Source organism: Natrialba hulunbeirensis JCM 10989 (assembly GCF_000337575.1).
Lineage (GTDB): Archaea > Halobacteriota > Halobacteria > Halobacteriales > Natrialbaceae > Natrialba > Natrialba hulunbeirensis.
The window spans coordinates 101,145-113,065 of record NZ_AOIM01000013.1 but is presented as its reverse complement, the minus strand read 5'-3'; the positions used below and the strand labels follow the sequence as shown (position 1 = coordinate 113,065).

At 63.3% G+C, this 11,921-nt stretch carries 15 protein-coding genes; 3 read left to right on the top strand and 12 right to left on the bottom strand.

The features are described from left to right. Positions 1–76 precede the first annotated feature (76 nt). Complete coding sequence (locus tag C483_RS04295) at positions 77–349, bottom strand: DUF7385 family protein (protein ID WP_006652128.1); 273 nt, start codon at positions 347–349, stop codon at positions 77–79. A gap of 169 nt (positions 350–518) precedes the next feature. On the opposite strand from C483_RS04295, the gene C483_RS04290 reads away from it, so the two are divergent. Continuing rightward, positions 519–779, top strand: a complete 261-nt coding sequence (locus tag C483_RS04290) for a hypothetical protein (protein WP_006652127.1) — start codon at positions 519–521, stop codon at positions 777–779. A 43-nt stretch (positions 780–822) separates the two neighbouring features. Continuing rightward, positions 823–1,053, top strand: coding sequence for an Lrp/AsnC family transcriptional regulator (locus C483_RS04285; RefSeq protein ID WP_049912416.1), 231 nt, complete (start codon positions 823–825; stop codon positions 1,051–1,053). 34 nt (positions 1,054–1,087) lie between these two features. On the opposite strand, the gene C483_RS04280 is transcribed toward C483_RS04285, so the two are convergent. The 8 genes from C483_RS04280 to C483_RS04245 form a co-directional block, all read right to left on the bottom strand. Further along, a complete protein-coding gene (locus C483_RS04280) occupies positions 1,088–2,233 on the bottom strand; it encodes a Gfo/Idh/MocA family protein (RefSeq protein WP_006652125.1) in 1,146 nt (381 codons plus the stop codon). Between the two features lie 128 nt (positions 2,234–2,361). After that, positions 2,362–2,979, bottom strand: coding sequence for a nitroreductase family protein (locus C483_RS04275; protein WP_006652124.1), 618 nt, complete (start codon positions 2,977–2,979; stop codon positions 2,362–2,364). Positions 2,980–3,219: 240 nt separating this feature from the next. Then, positions 3,220–4,320, bottom strand: a complete 1,101-nt coding sequence (locus tag C483_RS04270; protein ID WP_006652123.1) for a methionine synthase — start codon at positions 4,318–4,320, stop codon at positions 3,220–3,222. Continuing rightward, positions 4,317–5,321, bottom strand: a complete 1,005-nt coding sequence (locus C483_RS04265; protein ID WP_006652122.1) for a cobalamin-independent synthase MetE — start codon at positions 5,319–5,321, stop codon at positions 4,317–4,319. The genes C483_RS04270 and C483_RS04265 overlap by 4 nt, the downstream gene beginning before the upstream one ends. A gap of 207 nt (positions 5,322–5,528) precedes the next feature. Beyond that, a complete protein-coding gene (locus C483_RS04260; protein WP_006652121.1) occupies positions 5,529–6,737 on the bottom strand; it encodes an outer membrane protein assembly factor BamB family protein in 1,209 nt (402 codons plus the stop codon). Positions 6,738–6,790: 53 nt separating this feature from the next. Then, a complete protein-coding gene (locus tag C483_RS04255; protein ID WP_006652120.1) occupies positions 6,791–7,381 on the bottom strand; it encodes a HemK2/MTQ2 family protein methyltransferase in 591 nt (196 codons plus the stop codon). A gap of 1 nt (position 7,382) precedes the next feature. Then, on the bottom strand, positions 7,383–8,552 hold the full coding sequence (locus tag C483_RS04250; protein ID WP_006652119.1) for a mechanosensitive ion channel family protein: 1,170 nt from the start codon (positions 8,550–8,552) through the stop codon (positions 7,383–7,385). A 114-nt stretch (positions 8,553–8,666) separates the two neighbouring features. Next, complete coding sequence (locus C483_RS04245) at positions 8,667–9,524, bottom strand: 16S ribosomal RNA methyltransferase A (protein ID WP_006652118.1); 858 nt, start codon at positions 9,522–9,524, stop codon at positions 8,667–8,669. Between the two features lie 123 nt (positions 9,525–9,647). On the opposite strand from C483_RS04245, the gene C483_RS04240 reads away from it, so the two are divergent. Then, positions 9,648–10,196, top strand: a complete 549-nt coding sequence (locus C483_RS04240) for a response regulator (RefSeq protein WP_006652117.1) — start codon at positions 9,648–9,650, stop codon at positions 10,194–10,196. A 159-nt stretch (positions 10,197–10,355) separates the two neighbouring features. Here the strand turns inward: C483_RS04240 and C483_RS04235 are convergent, their stop codons facing one another. The 3 genes from C483_RS04235 to C483_RS04225 form a co-directional block, all read right to left on the bottom strand. After that, positions 10,356–10,952: a DUF655 domain-containing protein gene (locus C483_RS04235; RefSeq protein ID WP_006652116.1), complete on the bottom strand. Its 597-nt coding sequence runs from the start codon at positions 10,950–10,952 to the stop codon at positions 10,356–10,358. 110 nt (positions 10,953–11,062) lie between these two features. Continuing rightward, on the bottom strand, positions 11,063–11,419 hold the full coding sequence (locus C483_RS04230; RefSeq protein ID WP_006652115.1) for an RNA polymerase Rpb4 family protein: 357 nt from the start codon (positions 11,417–11,419) through the stop codon (positions 11,063–11,065). Positions 11,420–11,452: 33 nt separating this feature from the next. After that, on the bottom strand, positions 11,453–11,761 hold the full coding sequence (locus tag C483_RS04225) for a 50S ribosomal protein L21e (RefSeq protein ID WP_006652114.1): 309 nt from the start codon (positions 11,759–11,761) through the stop codon (positions 11,453–11,455). Between the last annotated feature and the right edge of the window lie 160 nt (positions 11,762–11,921).

The window sequence follows — 11,921 nt, the reverse complement described above, 5'->3', positions numbered from 1 at the left end:
AAACTGTCGTGAACGCCCGAGAACGCGGTGGACGAATCTGTTGAGTAGTGGTGTGATCAGTCCGACAGTCGTCCGGTCAGTGCGTACACAACAGCAACTTCTCGGCGGTACGGGCGAGACAGAACGGTCGCTCCGCCGGCGACTCGAACGTCGTCGTCTCCTCCTCAGTGACGAATAGCCGGTCGAACTCGTGGCCACAGGCCGGACACAACAGTCCCTCCCGGTTCTCGAGTGTCCGTGTCGTTCCCGAGTCCGTCAGGAGTTTGAGCTTCGTTCGGTAGTCGTGCATCGTAAAGCCGTTCTCGAGGTCGATTCGGCCCGTCTCCTGCGTGGCTCGTCGATCCGCCATTTCGTAGTAGTGACTCGCGTGAGGATACATAACCGTTCTCGCCGGCGTTGGTGCTGTTGTGGTACTTACACGAGAAACGACCAGTGTGCTGGAACCGACACTGGCACAAAAGCGGCCGTCACCTGACGCGTGCGCTTTTACACGCCTCGCCGTCGTTGGATCAGGTTCGATGACAGAGCTTACCATTCCGCGGGACGCCAACACCGATGAGGCCTCCGCACTGGTCAAGGAACACGTCGAGGTTGGTGACCACGTCGAAGTCCGCGAAGCGGATCGTACTGGTGGCGATGATCCCTCGATAACTGGCGAGGTGACGGGGGTCGAACCCGGCTATCTCGAACTCGACGGCAAATCTCCCGACGAGGGCAGTCCGCGATACGATGAGATGCGTACCGTGACGAGAGTCGACGCCGACACCGGCGGCCGCTGAGCTATGCCGTCGTCATCTATCGTTCCAGCAGGGGCGAGCACACATGATTGAGGCATACGTGATGATTACGGCTGCCGCCGGAACCGCCCGTACAGTCGCCGAGACGATCGATGAACGGGACGAAGTTAGCCGTGCACGCGTCATTGCCGGCGAGTTCGATGTCATCGCCGAGGTCGAAGCAGAGTCGAATCAAGAGCTGCTGTCGGTGATCACGGAAGACATTCAATCGGTTGAAAACGTCGGTCACACGCGGACGTGCATCGTTCTGGAGTGAGTGGGGAGGGTTTCAGCGGTTCCGAACAGGGCCGTTAGTCGACCGAGACCCACTCGCCGCGCTCGTCGCTCTCTTGAATCGCCGTGAGCACGCGCTGGGCCGCCAGCCCGTCGTCGAAACCCGGACTGAACGCACGCCCCTCCGACACAGCGCTCAGGAACTCGTAATTCTCGTGGACGAACGTGTGCTCCCAGCCGAGGACGTGGCCCGGTGGCCACCAGTGGTCGACGTACGGGTCGTCCTCGTCCGTGACCAGAATCGTCTCGTAGCCGCGGTCGCCCTCACCCAATACTTCGAGTTCGTTCAACCGTTCGAGCGAGAAGCGCAGGCTCCCCTTCGAGCCGTGGATCTCGATCGTATGATCGTTCTTGTGTCCCGTCGCGTAGCGGGTCGCCTCGAGTGTCCCCATCGCACCGTTTTCGAACTCGAGATGGGCAGCGTAGGCGTCGTCGACGGTGACGGGTCGGGTTTCGTTGCCGTCGCCGTCGCCGTTGCCGTCCCCCTCTACCGGCCGCTCGTCGACAAACGTCTGTAGATGTCCACTCACCCGCTCGATATCGCCCGCGAGGTCGTCGTCACCGACGAGGAACCGCACCAGATCGACCGTGTGCGAGCCGAGATCGCCGAGCGCGCCCGCACCCGCCATCTCCGCGTCGTTGCGCCACGACCAGGCCGCCTCGGGATCGACGAGCCAGTCCTGTAGGTAGCTCCCGCGGACGTGCCGAATCTCGCCGAGGTCACCCGACTCGAGTAGCCCCTTCGCGTACTGGATCGCCGGCACGAATCGGTAGTTGAACGCAGTACCGGCAGGGACGCTTTCGCCGGCGTCTGCCGCCGCCTTAGCCATCCGCTCGGCATCCTTGAGCGTCGGTGCGAGTGGCTTCTCACAGAACACTGGCGTGCCGGACTCGAGTGCGGCGATCGATGGCTCGGGATGGACGTGGTTCGGGCCGAGGTTGTAGAAGACGTCGACATCGTCGACAACGGCCTCCCAATCCGTCGAGATGGAGTCGAAGCCGAGCTGGTCGGCGGCCTCGCGGAGGCTTTCCTCGTTGCGCCCGACCAGAACTGAGCGTTCGATTTCGGGCGCGTCCGGGAAGAACATCGGCAGGCGCGCCATGGCGTTTGCGTGTGCTTTCCCCATGAATCGGTAGCCGAGAACGCCGACGTCGAGGGTCATGGCTGTCCCTTCAGCCGTCGCGCAGTTAGCCGTTTCCGTCGCGAGTACAGGGCCACGCGACCGGCAGAGAAACAACGGGGGATGCCCAAGAATGGCTTCAGGAGAGCCAACGGAGAGTGGGGTGGTCGTTACTCGAAGCTACCGTGGAACACGATTTCGTCGACCGGCTTGCGGTCACTCGGCTGTTCGCGCTCCTGCAGTTCTTCGGGGAGCGACTCAGCGGGTGCACGCTCGCCGACGGCGAACATCGCCTCGACCTCGAACTCCTCGGGCACGTCGAGTTCCTCGGCGGCGCGCTCGTAGTCGAAGCCGGCCATCCCGTGGACGGCCAGCCCGCGGCGCGCACCCTCGAGTGCGAGGTTCTGCCAGGCGGCACCGGTGTCGAAGGAGTGGACTGGTGCGGGTTCGCCGTTGTGGTCAAACGTCGTCTTCGAGACAATGACAGCGAGAACAGCGGCGTCGGTCGCCCACTCTTCGTTTCCGCCGAGCAGGAGGTCGGCGAAGGTGTCCCACTCCTCGTCCTCGCGGCTGGCGTAGATGAACCGCCAGTGCTGGTTGTTGAACGCGGATGGTGCCCAGCGGGCGGCTTCGAACAGTGGGAGGTACTCGTCCTCATCGAGTGGTTCGCCGGTCATCGCGCGCGGCGACCAGCGGTTGACGAACAGGGGGTCGATATCGTACGCTGTGTCGCGGTGGTCGGCGACTTCCTCGTCGAGTTCGTGGGGCTTCGGAACGGATTGTTGCATCACCCATTCCTTGGAACCGACTCTATGTATGTGTTTCCTGACACTCGGGTAACCTGGTAACAGTCACGTCGTCGGCACGTGGTTTCGCGCCTCATGGGGCACGTCCTACACTCACACATAGTAGCAGACTGACTAATAGCTGTGTCGCACGCAGCAGTCCGAAACGGTCGCGTAACTCACCGTTCGTGATTCGCAGAAACAGGAGCAAGGGGAGACGCAGGGACGCTACAACGATCCGTGTCAGTCGTCGGCGGGTGCGGGCGCGCCGCGTTCGATGTCGATGTTCCCCGCGTCGAGATCAGCCTCGACGTTCCGGGCGGCCTCGACCATGTTCGCCATCTTGCCGTAGGCGACCTCGCGGGGGAGCAGCTTCACGCCACAGTCCGGCGAGACGACCAGCTGTTCCGGTGGGACGACCTCCAGTCCTTTCTTGATGTTCTCTTCAATCTGCTCGACGGACTCGACCTCGGCGACGTGGGCGTCCGTAACACCGAGTGCGAGATCCTTCGAGAACTCGGGGTCTTTGAACACATCGAGCTGTTCGTAGTCACCGTTTGCGAGTTCGAGGTCGAACTCGTCGACGGGGAACTCCAGAATTTCGGGGTAGATACGCGAGTAGTCGCCGTAACAGACGTGGAGGCCGATACGGACCTCCTCGGGGATGTCGGCGACGATGCGTTCTAGAGCCTCGCCGACGATCGCGTGGTCGTCGGGCGTCGTCGCGAGCGCGGGCTCGTCGATCTGGATGTAGCGCGCGCCGGCCTCGACGAGCTTCTCGATTTCCTCGTTAACGAGATCCGCGAGGTCGTAGGTGAGTGCCTCGTCGTCGTCGTAAGCCTCGTTGAACGACCAGTTCGCGAGCGTGTAGGGTCCCGTGATCGGGACCTTGACGGGTCGATCGGAGGCGGCCGCGGTGAACTTGTACTCATCGACCAGCCAGCTCTCGTCGTACTCGACTTCGCTCACGACGGAGGGCTTGTCGAAGTAATTGTGGCCCCAGACCTTGACCGGGCCGTTGAACTCGTAGCCCTCGATCCGGTGGGCGAAGAACTCGACCATCTCGTTCCGGCGCATCTCACCGTCGACGACGGCATCGAGCCCGGCGCGTTCGTGCTCGGCCGTGATGAGGCGGGAAGCGTCGTCTTTTGCTTCCTGCCAATCGTCTTCGTCGAACTCATGGTCCGGATCCTGGTAGAGCTCCTTCGCGCGGTTTAGCCACTTTGGCTTCGGGTAGCTGCCGACGACGGTCGTCAGCAGGAAGTGGTCGTGCTCGTGGTCTGCCGGTCGGAACTGGTCTTTGTTCTCGTTGACGGTCACTGGTGTGTCCTCGTTTGCGCTCATGCGGCTTTCACCTCGGCGAGTTCTGCGGCCGCAGCAAGGGCGGCGAGTTTCTCCTCGAACTTCGCGTACGGCAGGTAGAACGTCTCGGTGTTCGTCGTCAGGTACACCGTCTCGAACTCGGAGACGGGAATCTGGTCGTACACCCAGTCTACGCGGTCACGGATCGCTTCTGGCTCCTCGACGAGCGTGTTCTGCCCGTCAGCGAGGCCGAGGGAGACGTCGTCCGTCGCACCGTACTCCTGGATGTTGTAGAGGTTGTCCTCCTGATTCGCGACGAAGTCGAAGCCGACCGCGTCGATGTCGGCATCGAGCAGGTGTGCGTACACCTTCTCCTCGAGTGCACCCCAGTACGGCTGGACGACCACGTCGGCGTCGACCGCGCCGGCGACCTGGTCGATCGCCTCGCTTGCGCGTTCGTCGACGCCGTCCTCCGGCGCGTTCTCGACGAGGGATGGCTCGAGCAGGAACAGCGTCTCGACCTCGGGGAAGGCTGCCGCTTCGTCCTCGAGGAAGTCGGCGATCGCGCCGAGGAACTCGGTCTCGTCTCCGTAGTGTTCGTCGGTCGCCAGATCGGCGAGCGAGTACGGGCCGGGGAGGACGGCCTGCAGGGCATCGTCGCCCGCGAGTTCGGCGGCCGTCTCGAGTTCGGCCGCCACGTCGCCGGAGGCCTCGAGGTCGCCGTTGACGACGGGCTCTCGGTAGAAGTTGTTGTTGTCGTAGTAGCGGACGATTCCGCGCGTCTCGACGGCGTCGTTGACGGCCAGCGGGTGGGCGAGCATGTCGTCCCAGCGCAGTTGGCCCTCGGTGATGCGGTCGAGGCCGGCGTCCTGTTGGGCTGCGATTACCTCCTCGCGGGCGTCCTCGTAGGCGGCGGTGATCTCGCCGCCCTCGTCGCCGCTGATGAGGTCGTGTTTCTGGTGGCCCTTCAGGTCAGAGAGGTCGTCTTTCGCCCAGTCCGGGAGCGGAAAGAGTCCCGGTGTGGTCGAAACGTACTCAGTCATCGTACTGCGGGCTAGGCTATACCGGTGCTTAATATTTTCCATCCTCTGTAATGCATTACAGTAATTCCATCTGCTTATCGACGGGGCAGGTTCTTCTCATGAACAGGCATTGAACGGCAGGAGGGAGCCTGACGGCGGCAAACAGCAACGCAGGGATATTGGAGGGAGGCGTTCTTCCGACTGCATGGCTCTCAGCCGTGGCTAGTGCTACTCGAGTGCAAGCAGCACGAACTCCTGTTCGCTGACTTCGGCGACGACGTAGAGGACGCCGTCGTCGAGGACGGGACCGGGGCCGACGCGACCGCCGAACTCTTGCCGGAATCGGACCGCGGGACCGTCCGAGAGAACCCCGCCAGGGGAGGGATCGAGCGCATACAGCGCGTCACCGCCGACGAACAGCGTCTCGCGGCCGTACGCGGGCGCGGTGTGTTGCCAGTCGCCGATGTCGTACTCCCAGTGGGCTGAGCCGGTGTCGGTCTCGAGTGCGGAGAGCGTCCCCCTTCCGGTGAGGAAGGCGAAGCCGTCCGCGACGGCGATGCCGCGTTCCGTCCAGCCGGTGTCTGCCGACCAGTAGATGTCGTCCGCGTGACCGGCGTCGTCGGTCAGCGCGTAGGTCATCCCATCCCGGCAACTGACGTAGATCGTGTTCGAGTCGACGCTCGGGGGTGCCATCGGTGCGGCAGGAAGTTGCCACCGCCGGTATCCGGTGCCGTCGGTGCCGACGACGTAGAGCATCCCCGCTTCCGTCGCGACGACGATTCCGTACCCCCGGTAGAACGCGGCGTGGTCGTGGACCTGCCCGAACAGCTCGCGTCGCCACAGTTTCTCGCCGGTATCCGACTCGAGTGCGACGAGTGTCTCACCGACCCCGCAGATCAACTCGTCTCCGCCGGCGGTCGTCGGCGCCGTGACAGACCCTGAGCCGTCGAACGTCTGCTCCCACCCCTGCTCGCCAGTGCCAGCGTCGAGTGCGTGTATCGAACTCGATGTCGGCACGTACGCGACGCCATCGCGAATCAGCGGTGGCGCTCTCGCATCCTCGAACGTCCACAGCTCGCCACCGTCGGCTGTGTCCAGCGCGCGAAGCTGTCGCTGTGACTCCAGAAGGTAGACCGTGCCGTCGGCGACGACGGGTTCGTGGTGGGTCGTTTGTGTGGTTTCGACCTGCCAGCGTTCGGTCACGTCCTCGACCGGTGCCTCGCCGTCGGCTACCACACGAGTGTTACCCGCGTTGCAGCCGACGCTCGACCACGAGCCGTTCGCACCGAGAATGTGACTTTCGGGATCGGGGAGTTCGTCGACGCCAGCGGCCGGCGGCTCGCTGGGCGACGGTGACCGGACACGCGACAGGCAGCCGGCGAGGGCGGCACTACCGACGAGTGTACTCGCCAGCAGGGAGCGACGTGTAGAGGGCATCAGTCGAGAGTGTTCAGCCGCTTGAAAAGTAGTTTCGGATTCAGTGTCGGGACTCAACAGTGTAACTCGAGTACCGTCAGCGTCTCGAACGGGAACGACTCGTCGGCGATGGCGACGGCGCTGAAGCCTTCTTCGCCGGCGCGTTCGACCACTTCGTCGACGCCGGTGAGGCTGCTGACGAGCAGGTAGACGACGCCGTCGGGGGCGAGCACGCGCCCGACGGAGGCGAGGAACCGGTCGATGACGGCGCGGCCGTCTTCACCACCTGACAGAGCGTGTTCCATCCAGTCGTCCCACTCGTTTTCGGGTTCGGTCGGCAGATACGGCGGGTTGAACAGCACGGCGTCGAAGGTGTCGTCAGCGAACGGCGAGACGAGGTCTGCCCGAACCGTCTCGACGCCTTCGGTCCGTGCCTGCCGGACAGCGTGTGGGTTCAGGTCCGACGCGATTACGCGGGCAGCCGTCTCGTCGGCGACGCGGTTGGCGACGTAGCCCGAACCGGTTCCGACCTCGAGAATCGTCGCCTCGGGGCCGTCACGGCCGTGTTTGTCGAGGTAGCCACACGCTGCCTCGGCGAGGAGCTCCGAATCCTCTGCGGGCTGGTACACCTCCGTCTCGATGCCGCGTTGGTCTCGTAGGTCCATCTCAGCGGTCCTCCGGTTCGGTCATCTGGTACTCCGTTCCGTCACTTTCGTCGCCCGTCGACGAGGTTCCATCCGGTGTCGCGCCAACGCCCGCGAGGGGCACGTCGGTGTCGGGGCGACTCGAGAGCTCTCGCTGTGGGTACGGGATGCCGATTCCTTCCTCGTCGAAGGCCTCCTTGATCGCGTTGATTGCGGCGGTCTGGGTCTGCGTATACCGCCTGGCGCTCGGCTTATCGATCCAGAAGCGGACGCCGAGCACGACCGAGGAGTCACCGAACTGTTTGGTGATGACCTGCGGCCCCGGCGCGGAGAGCGGCCGCTCGAGGTCGTCGATGGTTTCCTCGGCGAGTTCGGCGGCGCGTTCGATGTCGGCGTCGTAGTCCACACCGACGTCGATTTCGACACGGAGGCGTCCGCGTTTCGAGCGGTTCGTCACCATACTCGAGGAGATGACATCGTTGGGGATCATGATGTACTCGCCATCGAACGATCGGATGCGCGTGTTGACGATCGAGATGTCGGTGACGATCCCCTGGTTGTCCTCGACTTCGATCCAGTCGCCGATCTCGAACGGGCGGGCGAACATCAGGACGAAGCCGGCGAGGACGGTGCCGAGGACCTGCTGGGCGGCCATCCCGACGACGATGCCGAGGAAGCCGGCACCGACGAGGAGGCCGCCGAGGTCGTCGACCCAGACGCCGAGGATCATCACGACCGCAACCGACCAGATGATGACCTGCGAGATGCGGTGGGTGACCTCGCGCTGGTGGTCCGTCACAGCCGACGCGGAGCCGAGCACCTCGTCCAGCACGCGCTTGACGAATCGCGTGACGATGAACGCGCCGACGATCAGGATAAACGAGACGATCGCCTGTGCGACGACCGCACCGCTCAAATCGTGGCGACTCGAGAGTTCGTATATTTCGTCCGTCTGTCCCCAGACGCCGAGGACGATTGCGAGCGAGAGAATACAGGTCCCGGTGAGCACGACTGTCGAGACGATATCGCCGTACAGCGGCCGGCTCCGGTTGCTAATCCAGGCTTGTAGCCGCCTGTAGGTGAGCAATACCGCGAGCAGGAGTCCGGCCGCTGCGACGGTGATGGCGACCCTGAGTTCGGTCGCCTGGAACGTCTCTGCGAGCCAGTCGAAGCCCGATAGTCCGGCATCCATAGCTATCGTCGGTCTCTCGACTCTCTCGTTCGTACAGCTTTGAGTATCCGTCGGTCAGGCGCGCGTCGCATCGCCCGTGAGACAGATCGAGTCGGTTCGGCCCACATCGCTCGGTCAGGACTCCGATTCCAGGGTTGGTTCTCCGACCTCGCTCGCGAGTTCCGCGAGCGCGGCGAACTCGGCCGGTGCCATCGCGCCGGCGCGCTTCTGGAGCACGTCCTCGGCTGCCGCGTCGACGACTGCGTCGGGGTCCTGGAGCCCCGAAATGTGGGCCGTGTTCCGAATCCCGTTGCGGATCGTCTTGCGCCGCTGCGTGAATAGCGCCTTCACGAACCGGAGGAAGAACGCCTCGTTCTCTACGTCGTAGTCCGGCTCTCGGGGCACCAGCCGAACGACCGCGCTCTGGACCGCTGGCGCCGGCGAGAACGCCTCCTTCGGAATCGACTCGACGAGTTCGGCGTCGGCGTAGTGCTGGGTGGACACCGAGAGCCGGCCATACTCCGAGGTGTCCGGCTCCGCGACCATTCGCTCTGCAAACTCCTGCTGAAACATCAACACGAGCGGGCGCTGCTCGGGCAGCAGGCGGAACGTGATCTCGCTCGAGACGCCGTAGGGAAGATTCGACACCGACGACGTGAACTCGGGGAGGTCGACCTCGAGTGCATCGCCCTCGATCACGGTCAGGCGACCCGCGTCGATCGCATCGCTGAACTCCTCTTGCAGGAACTCGGCGAGCGGTGGATCTCGCTCGACGACGGTGAGGTGGTCGTCCGCGCCGATTGTCTCGAGTAGGCGGTCGGTCAGCACGCCGGTCCCGCCGCCGATCTCGAGGACGTGGCTCGTGTCGGCGTCGATCGCTGTGAGGTAGGTCGGCAGTCGGTCGAGGACGCGATCGTCGACGAGAAAGTGTTGATCGCGGTTCGGATCGCCCCGGACGCCCGCGCGGGCGATCAGTCCGTCTGGGTCTCTCATTGCCGGCGGTATGGGTGGCAATGGTGTAAACGCACCGTCTCGTGGTGTCCGGTTCGGCCACCGGTGGTGCGTCGCTTCCGGTCGACCCACGTTGTTTTATTCTCTCGGTGGGAACGCACTGTAATGACGGCCGCAGACAGTCCGATCGACATCTTGCTCATCGAGCCAAACCCCGGTGACTCCCGTCTCTTTACCGAATCGTTCCGGGACGCCAACTTGACTAACACGATTCACACGGTCACCGACGGCGAGTCTGCACTCGACTTCGTCCACCAGCGTGGGCCCTACGCGGACGAGCCGACGCCCGACCTGATCCTCCTCGAACCGCAACTCCCCAGAACGACTGGCTTCGACGTACTCGCGGAGTTGAAGGGTGAACCGGTGCTGTGTGAGATCCCCGTCGTCGTCCTGACCAGCTCGAGTACGGGCGAAAAGATCGTCAAATCCCACGACATCGAGGCGGATGACTACCTCCAGAAGCCGGTCTCGGCGGACGAGTTTCTCGAGTTCGTCCAGTCGGTCGAGGAGTTCTGGCTCACGATCGTGGAGCAATCTTCGGAGTCGTCACAAGAGCAGTCTACTGACCGAAACGAGCAGTCTGGCGCGCGGGAAGAGCAGTCTGCAGCACCAGAGGAGCAGTCTGCAACACAGAATCGACGGTCTGGTCCGTGACGTGATACGCTTCGCTATCGTGTGCTGAGTCACGGCCAAGAACAGGGTACGGTGATACGCCCGTGATCGGACTGCTGTGATCGGACTGCCGTGATGTCGGCCCTCGGCTACTGCCGGTCGTCGCACTGTCGCGTCGCGCCGTTTCGTCGTCTCCCAACCTTACTGATTCTGCTCTTGCTCACGACGTCCGACGAACGTCTGGTACTTCAGATCCTCGTCGCGCAACTCCTGAATGATGCGCTCGACGATAATCTCATCCGGGTCGTGGAGGCCGGAGACACGCTCAGAGAGGTCCTCGAAGCTCTCGAACGGTTTGCGCTTTCGCTCGTCGAGGATCCCGTTGCGGAGTTTCTTTCCGATCCCAGGGAGGAGATTAAGCTGGTGGAGTCGCAGCGTGATCGGCTGGGCGTCGTTGTAGAAGTCGACGAAGCGCTGTTCGTCTTCCTCGACGAGGTCAGCGACGACGTACTCGAGTTCCGACTGGGCGCCCGAGGAGAGGTCCTCGTACTCGACGCGGTTGCTCTCGGTGACGATGTCGCGTTCGGACGCGGGTTCGACGACGACCTCGCTGCCGATGGTGAGGCGTTCGTCCTCGTCGAAGGCGACTTCGTAGAGCTGGAAGTCCGTCGTGCCGAGGGCGTAGCCTGCAGGCGACTTTGCGTACTGTGGTCGCCCATCGTCGGAGAGGCCATGTGCGAGGTAGTCCAACACGACCGCGCGCCGAACGTCCGTCCCATCGCTATCGACTTCGCTCATTGTCAGGCGATACGGGTACGGCGTACTTAAAGAGTCGGCCCGCTTGCAGCGAGCGCTGCAGCAGTGTGTCGGCCCCCCGTCGTTCGATCGTTCGATCGGGTGGTGATCGCTTAGGCGTACTTCGCGACGACGTTGAGAATGTCGTCGAGTTCCTCGCCGGAGAGCGAGTAGCGCTGCTGTGCGTAGACCGAACGCAGTTCGCTCCGGTTGCGCGGCAGCAGGTTGGCGATCTTGTACGCAGTCGGTTCGTCGACCTTTTCGATCTCCTGCAGATCGGTGACGAGGTCCTGTGCGTCGTCGGGTTCGAGGACGGTGAACTGGTTGACGTGGTCGATCGCTCGCGCGAGTTCGTACGGCAGTTCCCGCTCCTCGTCCAGTGCGCGGTCGGCTTCGATGTCGGCGAGCAGCTCCTTCGTCTCCGAGACCGTCAGGAACTCCTCGTCGACGATCTCTTTGAAGATCGTCATAGTGGTGTCTGTGTTCGAGGGGGCTGTGCGGTCTCAGACACGCTCTTCCGAGCGGTCCTGGGCGCGCATGTGTGCTGCGGTGACGATGAGCGTTTTATCCTTGCCACCGTCGTTGATCTCGACCTTGAAGGCGTCGCCCTGCGTACCGATGACTTCGCCGGTGTGGCCGTCGAAGCGTGGGTGGAAGCGTCCCTTGTGAACGCTTGGGTCGATCTTCAGGTGGACCTTTTCACCGACCTCATACTGCTGAATCGCACGCTGTGGCGGCGAGGCACCGCGGTCTCGTGGACTGTTGGATAGCTTGTTCCGGGTTCCCTGACGAGGGCCATTAGATTTCGGCATAGTCGTACGCCCGTCTTGACCGGTGATGGTTATAAAACGCACGTCTTTCGCTGCAGTTCGGCCCGTTCGAATGTCGACGGTTCCCACACGAACCGACGACATGGGACGACGAGGCGGTATCCACTCGCAACAGTCGCCGTGAGCGTAACAGTAACAATAA

Bases quoted from the DNA above. Each gene is read 5' to 3' on its own strand.
- C483_RS04295 (WP_006652128.1), bottom strand. From the start codon at position 349: ATGGCGGATCGACGAGCCACGCAGGAGACGGGCCGAATCGACCTCGAG.
- C483_RS04290 (WP_006652127.1), top strand. From the start codon at position 519: ATGACAGAGCTTACCATTCCGCGGGACGCCAACACCGATGAGGCCTCC.
- C483_RS04285 (WP_049912416.1), top strand. From the start codon at position 823: ATGATTGAGGCATACGTGATGATTACGGCTGCCGCCGGAACCGCCCGT.
- C483_RS04280 (WP_006652125.1), bottom strand. From the start codon at position 2,233: ATGACCCTCGACGTCGGCGTTCTCGGCTACCGATTCATGGGGAAAGCA.
- C483_RS04275 (WP_006652124.1), bottom strand. From the start codon at position 2,979: ATGCAACAATCCGTTCCGAAGCCCCACGAACTCGACGAGGAAGTCGCC.
- C483_RS04270 (WP_006652123.1), bottom strand. From the start codon at position 4,320: ATGAGCGCAAACGAGGACACACCAGTGACCGTCAACGAGAACAAAGAC.
- C483_RS04265 (WP_006652122.1), bottom strand. From the start codon at position 5,321: ATGACTGAGTACGTTTCGACCACACCGGGACTCTTTCCGCTCCCGGAC.
- C483_RS04260 (WP_006652121.1), bottom strand. From the start codon at position 6,737: ATGCCCTCTACACGTCGCTCCCTGCTGGCGAGTACACTCGTCGGTAGT.
- C483_RS04255 (WP_006652120.1), bottom strand. From the start codon at position 7,381: ATGGACCTACGAGACCAACGCGGCATCGAGACGGAGGTGTACCAGCCC.
- C483_RS04250 (WP_006652119.1), bottom strand. From the start codon at position 8,552: ATGGATGCCGGACTATCGGGCTTCGACTGGCTCGCAGAGACGTTCCAG.
- C483_RS04245 (WP_006652118.1), bottom strand. From the start codon at position 9,524: ATGAGAGACCCAGACGGACTGATCGCCCGCGCGGGCGTCCGGGGCGAT.
- C483_RS04240 (WP_006652117.1), top strand. From the start codon at position 9,648: ATGACGGCCGCAGACAGTCCGATCGACATCTTGCTCATCGAGCCAAAC.
- C483_RS04235 (WP_006652116.1), bottom strand. From the start codon at position 10,952: ATGAGCGAAGTCGATAGCGATGGGACGGACGTTCGGCGCGCGGTCGTG.
- C483_RS04230 (WP_006652115.1), bottom strand. From the start codon at position 11,419: ATGACGATCTTCAAAGAGATCGTCGACGAGGAGTTCCTGACGGTCTCG.
- C483_RS04225 (WP_006652114.1), bottom strand. From the start codon at position 11,761: ATGCCGAAATCTAATGGCCCTCGTCAGGGAACCCGGAACAAGCTATCC.